At 65.5% G+C, this 18,260-nt stretch carries 15 protein-coding genes and 1 pseudogene; 1 reads left to right on the top strand and 15 read right to left on the bottom strand.

All coding sequences use genetic code 11. From position 1 onward, the window contains the following. Positions 1-29 precede the first annotated feature (29 nt). A complete protein-coding gene (locus FFS37_RS19140; RefSeq protein ID WP_137932525.1) occupies positions 30-908 on the bottom strand; it encodes an N-acetylglucosamine kinase in 879 nt (292 codons plus the stop codon). Then, positions 905-2,161 (bottom strand): UDP-N-acetylglucosamine 1-carboxyvinyltransferase, encoded by a 1,257-nt coding sequence (murA, locus tag FFS37_RS19135; RefSeq protein WP_137932524.1) that lies wholly within the window; start codon positions 2,159-2,161, stop codon positions 905-907. The genes FFS37_RS19140 and murA overlap by 4 nt, the downstream gene beginning before the upstream one ends. Positions 2,162-2,345: 184 nt before the next feature. On the opposite strand from murA, the gene FFS37_RS19130 reads away from it, so the two are divergent. After that, the gene (locus tag FFS37_RS19130; protein ID WP_137932523.1) at positions 2,346-3,206 is read left to right on the top strand and encodes a MurR/RpiR family transcriptional regulator; all 861 of its coding nucleotides are present in this window, start codon (positions 2,346-2,348) and stop codon (positions 3,204-3,206) included. Between the two features lie 11 nt (positions 3,207-3,217). Here the strand turns inward: FFS37_RS19130 and fhuB are convergent, their stop codons facing one another. The 13 genes and pseudogenes from fhuB to FFS37_RS35795 form a co-directional block, all read right to left on the bottom strand. Continuing rightward, positions 3,218-5,224 carry a Fe(3+)-hydroxamate ABC transporter permease FhuB gene (gene fhuB / locus FFS37_RS19125; protein ID WP_137932522.1) on the bottom strand — a complete coding sequence of 669 codons (2,007 nt, stop codon included), beginning with the start codon at positions 5,222-5,224 and terminating at the stop codon, positions 3,218-3,220. Further along, positions 5,221-6,093 carry an ABC transporter substrate-binding protein gene (locus tag FFS37_RS19120; RefSeq protein WP_137932721.1) on the bottom strand — a complete coding sequence of 291 codons (873 nt, stop codon included), beginning with the start codon at positions 6,091-6,093 and terminating at the stop codon, positions 5,221-5,223. The genes fhuB and FFS37_RS19120 overlap by 4 nt, the downstream gene beginning before the upstream one ends. A 52-nt stretch (positions 6,094-6,145) precedes the next feature. Beyond that, entirely contained in the window at positions 6,146-8,344 is a 2,199-nt protein-coding gene (locus FFS37_RS19115; RefSeq protein WP_232375710.1) for a TonB-dependent siderophore receptor, read from the bottom strand. A gap of 120 nt (positions 8,345-8,464) precedes the next feature. Further along, a complete protein-coding gene (locus FFS37_RS19110) occupies positions 8,465-9,355 on the bottom strand; it encodes a helix-turn-helix domain-containing protein (RefSeq protein ID WP_171026337.1) in 891 nt (296 codons plus the stop codon). A 133-nt stretch (positions 9,356-9,488) separates the two neighbouring features. Further along, positions 9,489-10,844: a glutamine synthetase family protein gene (locus FFS37_RS19105; RefSeq protein ID WP_137932521.1), complete on the bottom strand. Its 1,356-nt coding sequence runs from the start codon at positions 10,842-10,844 to the stop codon at positions 9,489-9,491. 575 nt (positions 10,845-11,419) lie between these two features. Then, a complete protein-coding gene (locus FFS37_RS19100; RefSeq protein WP_137932520.1) occupies positions 11,420-12,118 on the bottom strand; it encodes a GntR family transcriptional regulator in 699 nt (232 codons plus the stop codon). A gap of 169 nt (positions 12,119-12,287) precedes the next feature. Then, complete coding sequence (locus tag FFS37_RS19095) at positions 12,288-13,439, bottom strand: C45 family autoproteolytic acyltransferase/hydolase (RefSeq protein ID WP_137932519.1); 1,152 nt, start codon at positions 13,437-13,439, stop codon at positions 12,288-12,290. 105 nt (positions 13,440-13,544) lie between these two features. After that, entirely contained in the window at positions 13,545-14,330 is a 786-nt protein-coding gene (locus FFS37_RS19090; protein ID WP_137932518.1) for an ABC transporter ATP-binding protein, read from the bottom strand. 1 nt (position 14,331) lies between these two features. After that, entirely contained in the window at positions 14,332-15,174 is an 843-nt protein-coding gene (locus FFS37_RS19085; RefSeq protein WP_137932517.1) for an ABC transporter permease, read from the bottom strand. An 11-nt stretch (positions 15,175-15,185) separates the two neighbouring features. After that, positions 15,186-16,529 (bottom strand): histidinol dehydrogenase, encoded by a 1,344-nt coding sequence (hisD, locus tag FFS37_RS19080; protein ID WP_137932516.1) that lies wholly within the window; start codon positions 16,527-16,529, stop codon positions 15,186-15,188. Between the two features lie 32 nt (positions 16,530-16,561). Further along, positions 16,562-17,302, bottom strand: a complete 741-nt coding sequence (locus FFS37_RS19075; protein ID WP_137932515.1) for an SDR family NAD(P)-dependent oxidoreductase — start codon at positions 17,300-17,302, stop codon at positions 16,562-16,564. A 29-nt stretch (positions 17,303-17,331) separates the two neighbouring features. After that, positions 17,332-18,045, bottom strand: coding sequence for an SDR family NAD(P)-dependent oxidoreductase (locus FFS37_RS19070; RefSeq protein ID WP_137932514.1), 714 nt, complete (start codon positions 18,043-18,045; stop codon positions 17,332-17,334). Beyond that, positions 18,042-18,260: pseudogene (locus FFS37_RS35795) on the bottom strand (hypothetical protein); the annotation flags it as partial. The gene FFS37_RS19070 and the pseudogene FFS37_RS35795, both read right to left, overlap by 4 nt.

The following is an 18,260-nucleotide window of genomic DNA, read 5'->3' as shown; positions in this document are numbered from 1 at the left end:
GAATAAAATATTCCTTCTGAGGATATAGTCTAACCACTGGCCAACGACCGCCTGGCAAGGATGATGGCTCCCGACACGGCGTCGCCGTCAGCCGGCTTCAGGCGTCGCCGGACATCGGGAGAGAGCCAGGGTTCGAGCGGGCTGGCGAGGCCGCCCAGCAAGGTCACGCGCGGCGCGCCTTTCTCGAACAGAACCCGCACCAGCGTGTCGATCTGCTCGGCCGCGCCCTGCACGATGCGCCGTCCCGCCGGATCGCCCTGATCGGCATGGCGCATCACCATCGGCGCCAGTGCCGCATAGTCCGTGGCGCTGGCGCGGTCCATCCAGGCGACGGCTTCCATAGGGTCGCCCTCGAAGCGCTGCATGACCTCCGCCAGCAGCGCGGTCCGTTCGTGGCGGCCGTCATGGGCGCGCAGCGCCAGTTGCACCGCTTTCAGCCCGAGATCGGCGCCGCTGCCTTCGTCGGAGATCGGAAAGCCGTAGCCGCCGGCGCGCAGGTCGCGGCCCTCCACGAAGCCGAGGCCGATCGAACCCGTGCCGGCAATGACGATGGCGCCGTCATGGCCCGAATGCGCGCCGAGGCAAGCGCCCACGCCGTCGCTGACGAAGGCGATGCTGGCGAAGGGATGCGCGATCGCCCGCAGCGCCTCCAGCGCGCCCTTGCGGCCAATCCCGGCAAGGCCGATGCCGGTATGGATGCGGACAATCTCCGCCGGGCCGAATCCCGCTTCCTCGATCGCCGCCCCGAAGGCTTTCGACACCGAGGCCCAGGCAGCTTCTATGCCGAGCCGTGTCGAAGCGGGACCGGAGAGGCCCTGTCCGAGCACGACCCCTCGCGCATCCTCGATGCGGGCCCGGCAGCCGGTGCCGCCCCCGTCGACGCCGAGGAAATAGTCCGCGCCGCTCATGCGCTCAGCCGCTCGATGTCGGCGCCGCAAAGGCGCAGCTTGCGGTCCAGTTGCTCATAGCCTCGATCAAGGTGATAGACGCGGTTGATTGTCGTCTCGCCCTGGCAGACGAGTGCCGCCAGCACCAGCGATACCGAAGCACGCAGGTCGGTGGCCATGACCTGCGCGCCATGCAACCTCTCGCCGCCGCGCACCAGGGCCATGGTGCCCTGCAGTTTGATGTTGGCGCCGAGCCGCATCAGTTCGGGCACATGCATGAAGCGGTTCTCGAAGATCGTCTCGCGCAGCAGCGATGCGCCGTCCGCGCAGCACATCAGCGCCATGAACTGCGCCTGCAGGTCGGTCGGAAAGCCCGGATAGGGTTCCGTGGTGAGGTCGGCGGCCTTGAGCGGCCGGTCGCGCGACACGATGAGCCCGCGGTCGCCCGGCCAGACGCTGACGCCCGTGGCCTCCAGCAACTGCACCACCGAGGCCATGTGCTCGAGCCGCGCGTGGGTGAGCTCAAGCTGGCCGCCGGTGATGGCGGCGGCAATGGCATAGGTGCCGGCCTCGATCCGGTCGGGGATGATGTCGTGCGTGGCCGCCTGCCAGACTGTGTCGCCGGCGATCAGGATGCGGTGCGTGCCGGCGCCTTCTATGCGAGCGCCCATGGCATTGAGGCAGGCGGCGAGGTCGGCCACTTCCGGTTCGCGAGCCGCGTTGAGGATCTCGGTCTCGCCCCTGGCCGTGGTCGCCGCCATCATCGCTGTCTCGGTCGCCCCGACAGACGGCGAGCTGAGCACGATGCGCGTGCCGGTCAGCCCGTTCGGCGCCGAGGCGACGATCAGCCCGTTCTCGATGGCGATCCGGGCGCCGAGTGCCGCAAGGGCCGAGACATGCATGTCGACCGGCCGCGCGCCGATGGCGCAGCCGCCCGGCAGCGAAACCCGGGCATGGCCGAACCGTGCCAGCAGTGGCGCGAGCACAAGCACCGTCGCGCGCATCTTGCGCACCGTGTCGTAGGAGGTCTCCTTGGACACGGCCGCACTGGTGTCGATCGCGGCGGCATGGGCCGAGCGCGTCACCTCGGCGCCATGAAGCCGCACCACGCCGAGCATGTTCTGGACATCGGTGACATCGGGCAGATTGGTCAGTTCAAGCGGGTAGGGGCTCAGCAACGCCGCCGCGATCTGCGGCAGCGCCGCGTTCTTGGCGCCGGATATGGTGACAGCCCCTTCCAGTCTTCGTCCGCCGACGATCCGCAATCTGTCCATGGCTGAAACCTTCTGCGACGAAAGCCGGCCGCGTCACTCGCGATCTGTTCCGATTCCGGATTTCGGCTGGTGCTGGTTCGACAATTAATTCTGCGTTCTTGGCTGTCAATCGAAATTGGAATAATTTATTCCTGTGTCGGCACGCCGTCAGTATGGCCTGCGGGCCGAAAGCGCGAGGAAGCCGGTGTCCGTCTTGAACATGATCAGTGCGAAGCTCGACGGCATGGCTCCCGGCGACCGCGAGATCGGGCAATACATCGTCGACAATCCCGACCAGATGCTGCGCTTGTCGACGGCCGCGCTGGCAGCCGAGATCGGCCGCAGCCAGTCGAGCGTCGTCAAGTTCAGCCAGAAGCTCGGCTACGCCAGCTATCAGGAGCTCAAGCTCGCCGTCAGCGAGGCCAGGGCGCAGGACTGGCGGGTGCCGGCGGGGGTGATCCATGGCTCGATCGAGCTCGGCGACGCCTTTCCCGTGATCCTCAAGAAGCTGATCGGCAGCAAGCTCCTGTCGATGCAGCGGACCGTCGCCGGCAACAGCGAGCGCATCATTTCCCGCACGCTGGACCTGCTGGACGGCGCGCGCCGCATCCATCTGGTCGGCGTCGGCGCCTCCTCGCTGGTGGCGCGCGATTTCTCCTACAAGCTGATGAAGCTCGGCCGCAACGTGCTTCACGACAGCGACAGCCACATCCAGATGGCCAACGCCTCGACGCTGGGGCCTGGCGACGTCCTGTTCGCGCTCTCGCATTCCGGCGCCAGCATCGAAACCCTGCGCATCGCCGAGCTTGCCAGCAAGCGCGGCTCGATGGTCATCGCCGTCACCGGCGTGCACGACAATCCGCTGAGCCGTGTCGCCGACATACGCCTCTACACCATCGCCGACGAGGAACGTGCACGCTCGTCCTCGATCACCGCGCGTGACGCGCAACTGACGCTGACCGACCTGTTGTTCCTCCTGCTGGTGCAGAGGCAGCCCGATGCGAACGACTACGTCCACAACAGCGAGGCGGCGGTCTCGGTGCTGAAGGCCGAGCGCTCCTCCTAGAAGCCGCCCCCTCAGCCCTGGCGCGGCGTGCCCCTGGCCAGAAGATGGACCAGATACGGTCCGCCGAGCAGCGAGGCAAACAGGCCGGCCGGCAGTTCATAGGGAAAGGCGGCCATGCGCGACAGCCAGTCCGACACGATCATCAGCAAGGCACCCAGGAACATGGCGGCCGCGAGATGAACGCGCGCGCGTGAAAAGCCGGCGAGCCGGGCAAGGTGCGGCGCGATCAGGCCGACGAAACTCAATGGCCCGACGACCATGGCGGCCAGCGCGGTCAGAAGCGCGGCGGCGACGATCAGCATAAGTCGTCCGGCGGCAACCGGCACGCCCAGGCTGCGGGCGCCGTCCGTGCCCAGCGGCAGGATGTCGAGCCATCGCGCAGCGAGAAACACCGGCAACGTCAAAGGCAGCAGGCAGGCCAATGCGACCCAGGCATCCAGCCCGGTCGCCTCGCCGGTCGAGCCGCTCAACCAGCGCAGCAAAATGTACGACTGCGCGTTGCCCATCGCGATCGTCGCGGTGATGACGGCGCTGCACAGCGCGCTCATGGCGACACCGGCAAGGAGCAGCCTGTCGGTGCCGAATTTCGCCCTCGCGGCGATCGCAAGCATGGCGATCAATGCGGCAAGCGAGCCCAGCGCCGAACCGGCCAGCTGCCAGCCGAGCCCGGCCGTGGCGCTGATCGTCAGCACGGCGGTCAGGCCGGCGCCCGCGCCGGTGCCGACGCCGAGCACTTCGGGGCTTGCCAGCGGATTGCCGGTGACCCGCTGAATGACGACGCCGGCAGCCGCGAGCATGGCGCCGGCTGCGGCGGCCACGGCGATGCGTGGCGCACGCCAGGCGGCGAGATCGCGGAGCAGGTCGCCGCTGGCGAATGACCAGCCTGCGGGACCGTGACCGACAACAAGAGCCAGGGCGGCGGCGATGAGTGTCAGCGCGAGCAGCAACAGAATGAGAAGCCAGGGCCTGCTGGCCTTGCGCGGCGAGGTCCCGTCCGGGCCAAGGCGCGGCCATTCGAACATGCGCAGCCGCGGCAGAAGCCACAGCAGCAGCGGACCGCCCAGAAGCGCCGTGCCGGCGCCGGTCGGAATGCGCTCGCCGCCGGAACCGGCGGCCAGTTGCACCAGCCCGTCCGTCAGCCACAGCAGGATCGCGCCGAGCAGCGGTGCGGCGATCATCTTCTGCCGCAAGGTGCGCGCGCCGGAAAGCGTGGCCAGGGCCGGCGCGGCGAGGCCGATGAAGCCGATGACGCCGACCTCGGCCGCGACCGTGGTCGCCATCCACACCGCGAGCGCGACGACGAGGAAGCGGCTGGTGTGGCGGGCAACGCCCAGGCCGCGCGCGGAGGCGTCGTCGAGGCCAAGGATGGTCAGCGGCCGCAGCAGCATCAGCGCCGCAATGGCCCCGGCCGCCAACCGGACGGCGAGCGCGAGGGCCGGTCCCCAATCCTGCTGGACCAGCGATCCGCCGCCCCAGATGAACAGCGAGAACAGATAGTCGCCATTGGCGAGGATCAGGGCGGCGCTGACCGAACTCGCCGTCAGCGCCACCATCATGCCGGCGAGCACGACGGACACCGGCTCGAGCCCACGCCGCCAGGTCAGGGCCAGCACCAGCAGCACCGCGGCCGTGCCTCCGGCGAAGGCGACCAGACCTTGCGAGCGCTCCATCAGCAGGGGGGCGTTAAGCGACGCGACCGTCATGGCCAGTTGGGCACCGGCCGAAATGCCGAGCGTCGAGGGTTCGGCCAGCGGATTGCGCAGCACATGCTGCAGCAGCAGGCCGGAGAGGCCGAGCACGGCGCCCGCAAGCACCGCCACGGCGGCGCGCGGCAGCGTGCTGTAGAACAGGATGACATCGCCGAGATCGGTGCCGTCGCCCGGCAGCGTTGCCGCCCACTGCATGCCGACGCGCCATGCGAACAGGAAAGCCGCCGCCGCTGCCAGAACGCTCCACAGGGCGAAGGGCGACAGGGCACGCTGCACCCTGAGAGGGCCCGTTGCGAGGCGGTCCGTCATGAAGCGTGTCCGGCAAGTGCCGCAGCCGCCAGGCGCGCGAAGCGGCGGGCCGACGGCAGGCAACCGAAATGGTTGATGGGATCGAGCACCGCGACGCGGTTTCCGCGCACGGCCGGCAGCGCGTTCCACAAGGCATTCGTCGGCAGCGAGCGTCCGACATCCGCCGGCAGCGGCGAGACGATCAGGATCGACGCCTCGGGCACGCGTGCCAGGGCCTCCAGCCCGACAGGTGCCGCCGCGCTGTAGCTGGTCTCGTCGGTCCAGGCATTTTCGATGCCGAGGCGCGACAGCACGTCGCCGAACATCGCGTCTCGGCCGAAGGCGCGGAAATGCCTGCTGTCGCCGAGGCTGATGATGAAGACCGGCCGCGCCGATGATCGTGGCAGGCTGGCGCGAAGCCGCGCGATTTCGCCTGATGTATCGTCGAGATAGCGCCTCGCCTCAGCCTGCCGCCCAAGTCTTTCACCGAGAGCGAGCGTTGCGGCCTCGGCGAGCGCATAGGGCGCGACGCCGGCCTCGTAGACCGGCCGCGCGAACACCGGCGCGATGCGTTCGAGCATGGGCCGCTGGTATTCGTAGAAATTGGAGATGACGATGAGATCGGGCGCAATGATGCGCAGCAGCTCGTAATTCGTCGAGCCACGCAGGCCGAGATCGGTTACCGGTCGCGGCACGGCCGGTTCGACCGCGATCCTGCGGAACTGGATCAGTTCGCTCGCCGCCGCCGGCACGATGCCGAGCGCCAGCAACGTCTCCAGCATGCCCCAGTCGATCGCGGCGACGCGCATCGCCGCCGCCCTGGCGGCGACAGGCGGCAGCAAGGCCGCCGCCGCCAATGCCAGTACCTGCCGTCTGTTGGGCGGATGCATCACTGGCCGATGGACCAGTGGCTTGTCCGGCAAGGTGCAACCAGGTGGATGACTACCAAGTCGTGTGAACCTTCAGCTTGAAGGAGCGGCCTTCGCCGTAGGAGCATGTCAGCGTCGTCTGGCAACTGGCGACGTAGGTCTTGTCGAACAGGTTGGTGACGTTGAGATCGACGCCCCAGTTTTCTTTCCCGTAGCCGAGTTTGAGGTCGGCGAGCGTAACAGCGGGAACCTTGTGCGTGTTGTCGTTGTCGGCCCATGAGGAGCCGAGATAGCGCAGCCCGCCGCCAATCGAGATGCCGTCATACCAGTCGCCACGGAACGTGTAGTCGACCGATGCGGAAGCCATCACTTCAGGCGCGATGAAGGGCGTCTTGCCCACATATGTGGGTTCCTTGTCCTTCGTGATCTTGAGATCGTATGCGGTGAACGCGCCCGTGATGCGGAGATCGTCGGTGATGTTCACTTTGCCTTCCAGTTCCACGCCGCGTGACCGCACCTCGCCGGTCTGAACCTGGGCGAACGGATTGGCGGCGGTTGCGGTAGCCACGTTTTGGCGCGTGAGGTCGAACAGCGACACGGTGAACAGGCCATCGACAAAGGTTGGCACATATTTGACGCCGATCTCGTATTGCTGGCCCGTCTCCGGAGAGAACAGGTTGCCGCTGGCGTCGGTGCCGATGATCGGGTTGAAGAAGGTGGCGACGCTCGCATAGGGAGTTACGCCGTTGGCGAGCTCATAAGCAAGGCCGGCGCGGCCTGAAAAATCGCCGACGGTCTGGCTCTGATCGATGACCGGCGTGTTGAAGAGTTCCGAATAGTAGTTTGGGCGATTATCGGCACTGAGCCAGCCGCGGTCATAGCGCCCATTCAGCGTCACCAGCCAGCCATCGCCGAAGCGTAGCTGGTCCTGCGCGTAGACACCGAGCTGCTGCTGGGTCAGGTTCTGGCTGAGATAGCTGACACGGGGCGTCAACGGCGAGCCGTAGACGGGGTTGAAGGCATCGATAGGCGGCGTCGTACCGAACAGGGCCGACGACTGCACCTGGTCGATGTTGTAGTATTTGTAGTCGATGCCGGCCAGCAAAGTGTGCTCCACCGCGCCGGTTTGCACTTTGCCCTCGATCTGCAGGTCCGACAGGAATGTGGTGGCGTCGGTGTCGTGGCCGAAATTGATGCGGTTGAGCTGCGTCGATGTGGGGCTTACCCAGCCATTGGGATAGACGCTGACTTCCTGGATGTTTGCAGCCGTGAAACGTGTGTTGGAGCGCACCGTCCAGTCATTGTCGAACGTGTGCTCGAACTCGTATCCGATCGACCCCTGCTCACGCTTGTAGAGATCGACGCTCGGTTCGGTAAAGTTCGCATCGGGGTCGATACGGCCATAGTTCACACCGTCGACGATCCGGTCCGTCACTGTGCCTGCATAAGGCAAAAAGCTGCCGCCTCCATGGTTCTCGTCGATGTGGGAATAGTTGGCCAGGATGGTCAGCGTCGTGGCTTCGTCCGGCTTCCAGGTGATGCTGGGCGAGATGAAGCCGCGCCAGCCATTCTGCAGGTCGCTGTAAGTGTCGCCTCCTGCGACCTTGCCGTTGATGCGATAGCTCACCGCGCCGTTGTTGGCCACGTCGCCGATGTCGAAGCCGAGATAGACGTTGCCCGCATCATTGACGCCGGTCTCGACATAGCGCTTGCGTTCGAACTCCGGCCGCTTGCTGACATAGTTGACCATGCCACCGGGATTGCTGCCGCCGTAAAGCACGGAAGCCGGTCCCTTCAGCACCTCGATGCGCTCGAGCCCGAAACTGTCGACATAGAACCCGCCGAAACCGTAGCTGAACAGCTGCAGCCCATCCATGTAGGTGCCGGTGGCGGTGGCCTGGAAACCTCGGATGAACAGCCAGTTGGTATCGCTGTCGGGACCGAAGGGCTGCGCGAAAACGCCTGCCGTGTAGCGCAGCGCCTCGTCGACCTTCTGCGCGCCCTGATCATCGATCTCCTGCCGGCCGACCACGGAGACGGATTGCGGAATGTCCTTGATGTCGGTCGCGCTCTTGGAGCCGGTCGTGGTCTTCCTGGCGACGACGCCTTTGACCGGGCCCGTGGCGCTGTCACCGGCTTCGCCCTCGACGACAACGGGAGCAAGCTGTGTCCCTGTCTGCGCGCTCTGCGCGAAGGCGGCCATCGGCGGGATCATCGCCACAGCGGCCACGCCGCCCGCCAGAAGCGCCTTCATCCGGTAGAATCTGCTCATCAGGAAAGTCCCCGCCTGCTGTCGTTGAGATACTTGATCATTTATCTCAACTTATCTGCGGGTCATTGGATGGATTTGAACGGCTTGGCTGTTCTTGTCCAAACGACTGACAACGCGCCGTCATGTTGCGCAAATGTCACTGGCGGTCTTGGCCCATGCGCTAGGCGTCACGCCGACGATCGACTTGAACACGCGCGTCAGATGGGCCTGGTCGAAGAAGCCGGTCGCCTCGGCGATATCGCCGAGCGAAGCGGCGTCCTGCGCCATCATCGCCTTGGCCCTGTCGATGCGCGCCTGCATCTGCCAGCGGTGCGGCGGCACGCCCGTCGCCGCCTTGAAGGCGTGGCTAAAAGCCGTCTCGGACAGGCCGGTCAGCGCGGCAAGATCGGCAAGCCGGATCCTGTCCAGGCAGTGCTCGCCCATATAGTCGGTGACAAGGCGAAGCTTGCGGCGTGACAGCGGAGAGCGGCGCCTGGTGCTTGGCTGCTCGATCTGGAAAAGGCTCGCAAACAGCGCATTGAGGAGACCCTCGCCATAGAGGTCATGCAAGGGCTGGTCGTTGCCGCACTCGGCGGCGATCAGGCCGGCCAGCATGGCGACGCGTTCGTCGCGGAACTGGAAGCGTGAGATGCGCAACGCCTCGTGGTCGAGGCTGCGGCCGAAGCGACGCGTCAGCGTCGCCGCGTCGAAATGCAGGTCGAGGTGCCTGATGCGGCGTAGCCCCTCGACGCGCCCGCGGATCGGCACCCCGGCCGGAATGTAGGCCATGGAAAGGGGCTGGTGGTGGCGGCGGAACTCGCCCTTGGCACCCTCGACGAAGAAGCCGCCGTCACCCTCCACGTCGAGCGCGACAAAGAGCCGGGGATCGGGCGAGACATAATAGCCCTGCGCGCTGTCGCCGCACGAAACATCCCAGAGGTCGGCGACCACGCCGTCCCAGACATGCCATTTCAGGTCGCCGATGACCGAAAAGCCCTCGATCCGGCTTTCCATGCGCGCAACGAAGGTCAAGTCCCGTCAGTCTCCGGATATAATACATGACAAAAATTATCATGTTTATGCCCGGTCGACGCCGAATTCGCAAGCCCTTGCGTCGCGGCCCCTAGAGCCACGCGCACGAAACCCGCCGTTGCGTCAGTCGCGACTACACGCTTTCGAGATAGGTCTCGATCTCGAAATCGCTGACATTGAGGGCGAAGGTGTTCAGCTCCTGGCGTTTGCAGGCCATGAAGGAGTCGCGCAGGATCGCCGGGAAGATTTCCGCCACATGGGTGCCGCTCTCGAAAGCCGCGATCGCCGAGGCCCAGTCCGGCGGCAGCTTGGCCGGAGCAACGCCTTGGCCGTCGCTGCCGGCCGGGTCGCCTGGGGACATCTGCCTTTCGATGCCGATCAGCGCCGCGCCCAGTATGGCGGCAAGCACGAGATAGGGATTGGCATCGGCTCCGGACACGCGATGCTCGATGCGCCGCGCCGCGCTCGGACCGCCGGGAATGCGGATCGCCACCATGCGGTTCTCATAGCCCCAGGCGACGGCCGTCGGCGCGTAGGAGCGTGGTCTGAGCCTGCGGTAGGAATTGAAGTGCGGCGCGAACACCAGCGTGCTCTCGGCCATCGCGGCCAGCAGCCCTCCGACCGCGTGACGCATCGTATCGGAGCCCTGATCCGTGCCGTCGTTGAAGATGTTGCGGCCATCGGCGTCGACAAGGCTGAAATGGACGTGGAAGCCGTTGCCGGCACGGTCGCCATAAGGCTTGGCCATGAAACAGGCGGCGAAGCCGTGCTTGCGGGCAATGCCCTTGACGGTGCGCTTGAACAGCACGGCATCGTCGGCTGCCCGCAAGGCATCGGCGACATGGTTCAGGTTGATCTCGAACTGGCCGACGCCGTTCTCGGCGATCGCCGTGTCGACGGGAATGCCTTGCGCCCGGCAGGCTTCGTAGACGTCATGGATGAAGGCTTCGAAATCGTCGATCTCGTCGATCGACAGCGCCGCGTCGGAATCGAGACGTCGCCCCGTGACCGGCGAGACAGGGCCGACCGGCCGCTGCGACTGCGGATCGACCAGGTAGAATTCGAGCTCCGTGGCTGCGACAGGGGTCAGTCCCAGCGCCTTGTAGCGGTCGAGGATGCGGGCCAGCGCCCGGCGCGGATCGCCCAGATACGGCGCGCCGCTTTCGTCGGCCAGCCAGAGCGGCACCAGTGCTGTGGGATGCGCCGTCCAGTCCACGGGCAGGATGCCGCGTCCCGTCCATTGGCAAAGCCCGTCCGCGTCGCCGGTCGAAAACACCAGGCTGTTGCCTTCGATATCCTCGCCCCAGATGTCGAGCCCGATCAGCGAGTAGGGCATGCGCAGCTTGCCTTCCAGCGCCTTGCGCGCCTGCTCGACCGGGATGCGCTTTCCGCGCATGACACCGTTGAGGTCGCATACAGCGGCCCTCAGGCTCTGGATGTCGGTTCTGCTTTCAAGCCAGTTCAGGACGTCCGCAATTGCATCGCTCAATTTGAAACCTCTGGTTTTGGAAGGTGCCCGAGCCCTGTGGGTCGCGCTATCCCTGGTAAAAATGCTTGTGAGTTTTCGGGAACCATATCCGGCCAATCGCGGATATTTTTCCTTATTTTTTCAAGTCACTAGCCGGGATGTCGGGAGGCATTTCAAAACCAATTTCGCGATCTGCGATCGCAACATAGAGGCAAGATGACGGAAAGCCAAGTGGCATTTAGCTGCTATATAGGCCCTCAACTCTTGGGCCGATGTCCCTGGTCCTCCCGAGAGAAAGTCTCGCAGGGTCGCTTGGTTGACGGATCGCCTGCCTTGGCGATAGGCGGAACTATCCATCGCGTCGTCATCCTGGGGCGTAGCAAGGAGCGCAGCGACGCAGCGCAGACCCCAGGATCCATGCCGGGACTCCCGAGCGTCACTGCAGTTCAGAATTCTGCTCCGCTGCACCTGTCGGCAAGGTCGCGGCATGGATCCCAGGGTCTCCGCGACGGAGCTTCGCTCCTGCTTCGCCCTGGGATGACGAAGGAGGGAAGCTTCAGCCCATCTTCAACGCGAAAAGAACCCTAAGCCCAATCCTAGCGTCTCGCACCCGGGAAGCTGGCTTGCCGCAAGATGTGCGCCGCACCTTCGTCAATGTCGCGAACGATGGCGGCGCGTGCCCGCGCGCCGTCCTGGGCTTCGATCGCCGCCACGACTTCCTCATGATAGTCGATGTCGAGAATGGAGGAGAGGTCATCCTCGAACCCCATTGCGAGGTTCCTCAGGAAAGGGCCGACCTGCATCCAGACGGTCTCGATCAGGAAGATCATCTGCTCGTTGCCGCAGTGGCGGTAGATCGAGAACTTGAAAGCGTAGTTCTTCCGGAGATAGTCGCCGATGTCACCCGCGCGCGCCGCCAGCGTCAGTTCGGTGCTGTGGCGGCGGATCGTCCGCAGATTGTTGCCGTTGACACGCGTCGTCGCAAGTTCGGTCGCCGAGCCCTCGAGGATCGTGCGCACCGCCGTCAGTTGCGAGAAACGGTCGGCCGAGATCACCGGCACCTCGACGCTGCCGCTCGGCATCGGGCTCAGCGCCCGCAGCGCCTGCAGCCGCATGAAGGCGCTGCGCACCGGCATGTCGCTGGTGCCGAGTTCCTTGGCGAGCTTGCGCGAGGTCAGCTTCTGGCCCGGCGTGAACTGGCCCGACATAAGCGCCCGCACCAGCTCCAGATAGACCTTCTCATGCAGGGGAACGGTGTCGATGGCGCTCAACCCGAAATGTGCTCTGCCGGCCATTGGTGGTGCGTTACTTCACTTCTTCTGAAAGGTAGGCTCAGCAAGATGCCGCGCTGTGGTTGGCTGGCGGCAACGCCCGCTCCGTGAACGCCCACCATAGACATTTCCATGAAGACGCCGCAAGCGGCGGCCCTGCGGGTCTGGCAATCAGGTCTGCAATGTGCCTGCTTTACCGCGCCAGGGCTGCCTTCGCGGCCGCTTGGGCGACAGCCTCGTCCATCGCCAGTTCATAGCGCGTGAAGGTACGGTTCTCGGCAGGCAGCGGGGCGATTTCCATGATGCCGCTGGCCGGCTCGAAGATGATCATGGCAACCGTCGCCGAAAGGTTGCCGCCGTCCTCGGGGATTGCCGGGCGGCAGACGCTGAACGGAGCGGCAAAATCGTCGAACAGGGACTGCTTGAGGTCATCCACGGTGATCGTCCCACGCCGCGCGGCAAGATGCCGGCGCACGCGGTAGTCGCGGTACAGGCTGTCCGGCACCTCGCCGAGCCCGGTTTCGCGCAGCTTCGACAGCGCGACCGGGCTTTGCCAGTGGTTGGCGTGCACGATCAGTCCGTCATCGGGATAGATCGGGAAGGCTTCGTCTGGTGCGCATTCGAGGTCGACCGCGAACCCTTCTGCCGTGCTCAGGATCATGTTGTTGGAACAGGATTTGGGCGTCGTCGCCACCACCTTGATGGCGTGAGCGAAATGCCTTGCCTCGAGCACGCGGCGGCGGATGAAGGGCAACGGGATACCCATGTCGCGATAGTCGCGGTCCGATTCCAGGTAGTTCGCGGTGATGCCGATGCCGGCCGAATTGAAACCGCTGCGGGCGAGGCCGCCGGCCTCCGTGAAGGTGATGAGATCCGGCCCGTCCTCACGCCGCACCCGCAGCACGATCGAGGTCTCGGCGCACTCAGCGCGCCAGTCCCAGTTCTGGCCATGGATCAACCGGCCGGCCTTCGTGGCCTCCGGCAGGATCACCGCGCCGGTGCAGCCATCCGGCTCGTCGTCGGAAACGCCTTTCTCGCGCTTGGCCAGCTGCAGGATTTCGGTGCGGGCGTTGACGAGCAGGACCGCGGACAGGGCGACATCGGCGCCGGCCGCGATCCCTTCCATCTCCTCGACAAGATCGGGCGCCCATTGGCGCAGGCGAGGCAGGAACAGGCCGCCGAAGCGCTCGACATCGTCGCCTGTGAAGCCGAGCCGCTCAAGCTGGGTGGCGTACAAGGCCATCGATGCGTGGATGCGGTCGCGTGCCTGCTCGCCATAGGCCTCGCCACGCCGGGCGGGAGCTCCGCTCACCTCGACGAGCGGAAACGGCTGGACTGCGGTCATGAAGAGATGCCTCGAATTAGCTGACGAGCCCGACGATAGTGCATTTCACCGGACGCCGGAATCCGTACCCGGCGTAAATCTCCGTGATCGCGACCGAGCGCGCGTTCAGTCGAACTCCACGCGGCGGGTCTCTTCGCGGATGGACTTCAGCACTCGCGCCTGAAGCTCAAGGGTTTCGCGGTCGTGCTGGATGCCGGTCGGCCTTGGCCTTGCGCTGGATACCTCGATGCACTCCTTGATACGTCCCGGGTTGAGGCCCATGACGAAGATGCGGTCGGACAGATAGACCGCTTCCTCGACATCGTGGGTGACGAAGATCACGGTCAGGCGATGCTCCTGCCAGATCTGCATCAAGAGTTCCTGCATCTGGCCACGGGTCAGCGCATCGAGCGCGCCGAACGGCTCGTCCATCAGCAGCATCTTGGGCCGGTATGAGAGCGCGCGCGCTATGGCGACGCGCTGCTTCATGCCACCGGAAAGCTGGCTTGGAAAACTGTCGGCGAAGCGCGAGAGCTTGACCAGTTCCAGATGCCGGTGCGCCACCTCGGTGATGTCCTTTGCCTCATGTCCGGTCTCGCGCAGGGCGAATTCGACATTCTGCAGCGCCGTCAGCCATGGCAGCAATGTGTAGGACTGGAAGACGACGCCGCGGTCGCGGCCCGGTCCGTTGATCGGGCTGCCGTCGACCAGCATTTCGCCCTGCTCATGGTCCTGCAGGCCGGCTATGATCGACAGCAGCGTGCTCTTGCCGCAGCCCGACGCGCCGACCAGCGAGACGAACTCGTTGTCGCCGACTTCGAGGTTGATGTCGTCGAGCACCTGCACCGGCGAACGCCCGTTGGCGAACGACTTCTGCAGGTGCGAAATCTTGAGCTTGGGATGCGCCTGCATGTCAGGACTTCCTCTCATATTTGAAGAAATGCCGGCCAAGCAGTCGCATGATCTGGTCCGTCGCCAGGCCCAGTACGCCGAGCACCAGTATGTAGCCGATCGCCATGTCGGTTTGCAGGTAGCGCTGGGCGACCGTGATCCGGTAGCCGAGCCCCGAATTGGCGGCGACCAGTTCGGCCAGCGTCACCCAGGTCCAGGCCCAGCCCAGCGAGATGCGCAGCGTGTCCCATATCTGCGGCATCGCCGAGGGCACCACGATGCGCATCAAGACGCGCAGGTCGCTCATGCCCAGCGTGCGTCCAAATCCGATGAAGTCGGAAGGAACGCGCTTGATGTTGTCCTTGAACATCAGCGCCTGCTGGAAATAGGTGCCGATCCAGATGATCAGGAATTTCTGGATGTCGCCCGTGCCGCTCCACAGGATGGTCAGCGGCACGAAAGCCACCACCGGCATGTAGCGCACGAAGTCGAGGAACGGCTCGATCGCCGCCTCCCAGAAGCGGTAGGCGCCGATCAGGATCGCCGTCGCCAGCGCCATGACCGAGGCAATCAGGAAGCCGACCATGATGCGATAGACGCTGTTGCCGACATCGCTGGCCAGCGTGCCATCGGCGGCGAGCTTTGCGAGCTTGGCGATCACGCCAAGGGGCGAGGGCAGGAAGATCGGCTTGGCCACGCCAAGCCCGGTCGCCAGGAACCATCCCGCGATGAACAGCAGGAAGGCGCAGATCGCGATCAGAAGATAGGCCGGCCCGGAAATCTCGGCCGCCATGCTCAGCAACGGCTTGCGCCGGGGGCGTCGCGTGGTCTGCTTCGGGACGGCTGTGTCGGTCTGTAGGGTCATCGTCATCTCGTTCACGGACCGGTGGCAGGAGTATTGGTCGACAGGATGCGGTCGCGGATGTCCGAAACCGAATTCGCGTGCGCCATGAAGCCTTCATATCGGGCGAAGGTGCGGGCGGCCGGCGCCAGCCGGCGATAGGCGGCCTGCGACAGGTAGGCGATCGAGGAACGCTTCAGGAAATCGAAGACGGAGAGCGGCGACGCCGTGTTGGCGCGGCCGCCCGTCGGCAGGACATGGCTCGGTCCAAGCACGAAGTTCGCGATGGGAATTGCCGAGTGCGGACCAAGCAGGATTTCGCCCGCGTTCCTGATCCTGGGCAGCAATTCGAAAGCCGATGTCGACAGCACGGCCAAGTGTTCGGCCGCGTAGTCGTTGATGAAGTCGAAGGCCGCTTCGATCGACGGCGCCAGCACGATGCCGCCATTCCCGCCGTTGAGCACGGTGCGCGAAAAATCGGCCCGGTATTCTCCCATCGCTTCCCAGAACCGGGGCACCTCGGCGGCGATGGCTTCCGCCAGCGCACGGTCGGCGGTGACGACAAAGGCGGACGAGTCCGGGCCATGCTCGGATTCGACGGTCAGTTCCAGCGCGGCAAGTGCTGCCGGGATGGAGCTGTCGGCATAGACCAGCAACTCGCTCGGACCGGCCGGGCTGCCCGGATCGATCCGGTTCGACAGGAGCTGGCGCGCTGCGCTCACCCATGGACTGCCGGGGCCGACGATCTTGGCGCATTTCGGCACGGTCCCCGTGCCGTAGGCGACCGCCGCCACCGCTTGCGCGCCGCCGCAGAGATAGATTTCCTCGACGCCGATCAGCGAAGCGATGAAACGCGTGGCGGCGTCGGCGGTGCCGTCAGGCCCCGGCGGCGTCACGATGACCACCCTTGGCACGCCGGCCACGATGGCCGGCACCGCTGTCATGATCGCGCTCGACGGGAAGTAACCCTTGCCGCGCGGCACGTAGCAGGCGACGGAATCGATCGACGTCCATCGGTCGCCGATCAGCGCGCCCTCGGTTTCCTCGCTCAGCCACAGATTGTCGGGCATCTGCGCTTCGTGGAAGCGCCTGACCTGCGCCACCGAAAGCCGGATCGCTGCGACGATTTCGGGATCGAGTTCCTTTTCGGCCCCGGCGATCTGGCTGGCGGACACCTTCAGCGCCGAGTGGTCCAGGGTCACGCCGTCGAAGCGGGCGGCAAGTTCGATCAGCGCGTCGTCCCCTTTCGTGCGGACGGAAGCGATGATCGGCTCGACCTTCCTGATGATCTCGGAGAGGTCCGCCTCGGTCCGCTCCAGCAGGCTGGTGCGTGCTTCCGCCGACATGCCGGCCAGGTCGTGTATTGCTACGGGTGACATTTTGTTTCCTTCGTACTGTCGAAAATGCCCGGTCATGGGGCGACGCGCGCGGCAAGCCATCCGCCGTCGATGTTCAGGATATGGCCGGTGATGAATTGCGCGTCGGGGCCGCACAGGAACAGGATGCCGCCGGCGACATCGTCGGCCGTGCCGATGCGCCGGATCGGCGTGGTGTCGATCATCGCACGCCGGTACCAGGCATCCGAGGCGATCCGCTCGGCGACGATGGGTGTGTTGATGACGCCGGGCGCCACCGCGTTGACGCGGATTCCGTCTGCCGACAGATCCGCGGCGAGCTGTCGCGTCAGTTGCGACAGCGCTCCCTTGGACGCGGCATAGGGTGCGGTGTCGGGGAACCCGACTTCTCCGAAAACCGAGCAGACATTGACGATGGAGCCGCCGGGTCTCGCCAGATGCGCAAGCATGTCGCGTGTCAGCCGCATGGCGGCGCGCACATTGATGCCCATGACGTGATCGATCAACGCGTCGCTGCTGTCGGCGAGCGCCTTCGGTCCGGCAACGCCGGCATTGTTGATCAGGATGTCGATGGTGCCGAATTCCGCCTTCGCGGTCGCGACGATCCGGGCCGGGGCATCGTCCGCGGCCAGGTCGATCGTCAGTTTCGGCGCGGTGCAGTCGGCCAGATAGTCGGAATTCCAGTCGACCGACAGCACCGCGGCGCCTTCGGCCTGCAGGCGTCTGGCCGTGGCGAGGCCGATGCCATTGCCGGCGCCGGTCACCACGGCGGTCTTGCCTTGAAATCGCTTTTCCATCGCCAGCCTCCGGGCAATCTCTGGTTGCGCTAGATCGTCTGCCCGCCGTCGATCGTGAACTCGGATCCGGTGATGTATTCGCTGCCGGGCGAGACCAGGAACGCCACGAGGTGGGCCACCTCCTTCGGGCTGGCGAGCCGGTTGAGCGGCACGGAGGCGGTCATCCCCGCCAGGTTCTCAGCCGTGTTCTCGCTGAGCATCGGCGTGTCGACCAGGCCGGGATGCACGGCGTTGACGCGGATGTTGCGATGGGCCAGTTCGCGCGCCGCGACCTTGGTCATGCCGCGGATCGCCCATTTCGAAGTCGAATAGGCGAACGCGCCGCTGAACCCTCTCAACCCGCCGGTCGAGCAGACATTGACGATCGAGCCGCCGCGCGCCGGCATCAGTTTGGCGGCCGCTCGCATGCCGAGAAAAGTGCCCAACTGGTTGACGTCGGTCACGGCCTGGAATCCGGCGACGCTTTCGTCGAGGAAAGGCACCGGATTGAAGATCGCCGCATTGTTGACCAGCGCATCGATATGGCCGAACCGCCTGGCCGCCATGTCGCAAATGCCGGCCCATTCGGCTTCATTGGTGACATTGAAGGCCGCCGACAGGATGTGGCCCGTGGCCGTGGCCTGTTCGCTGACGCCGGTGAACGACCGGTCGAGCGCGATCACGGTGGCGCCCGATGACGCAAGCAGCGTCGCGATTGCCGCGCCGATCCCGCCGGCGGCGCCGGTAACGATTGCCGTCTTCATCTGGCCAGCCTGTTGTCGCCGGCGTCGGCGGGCAGGGACGGGGAGCGGCCCTCACGCCAGCGCCGCACATAGTCGCGGCATGTCGTGAAGCCGGCGCGCTCATGCGAGGCGACATGACGGATGAAGTCCTCCAGCATCAGCAGCCGATGGCCACGCCCCATGATCTGCGGATGCATGGTCACCACCATCACGCCGCTGCCGATGCGGTGGTAGAG

The sequence above is a fragment of the Mesorhizobium comanense genome (assembly GCF_005503535.1).
GTDB lineage: Bacteria > Pseudomonadota > Alphaproteobacteria > Rhizobiales > Rhizobiaceae > Mesorhizobium > Mesorhizobium comanense.
Note: the sequence above shows the minus strand (reverse complement) of the source record. Positions and strands in the feature narration are given on the sequence as shown.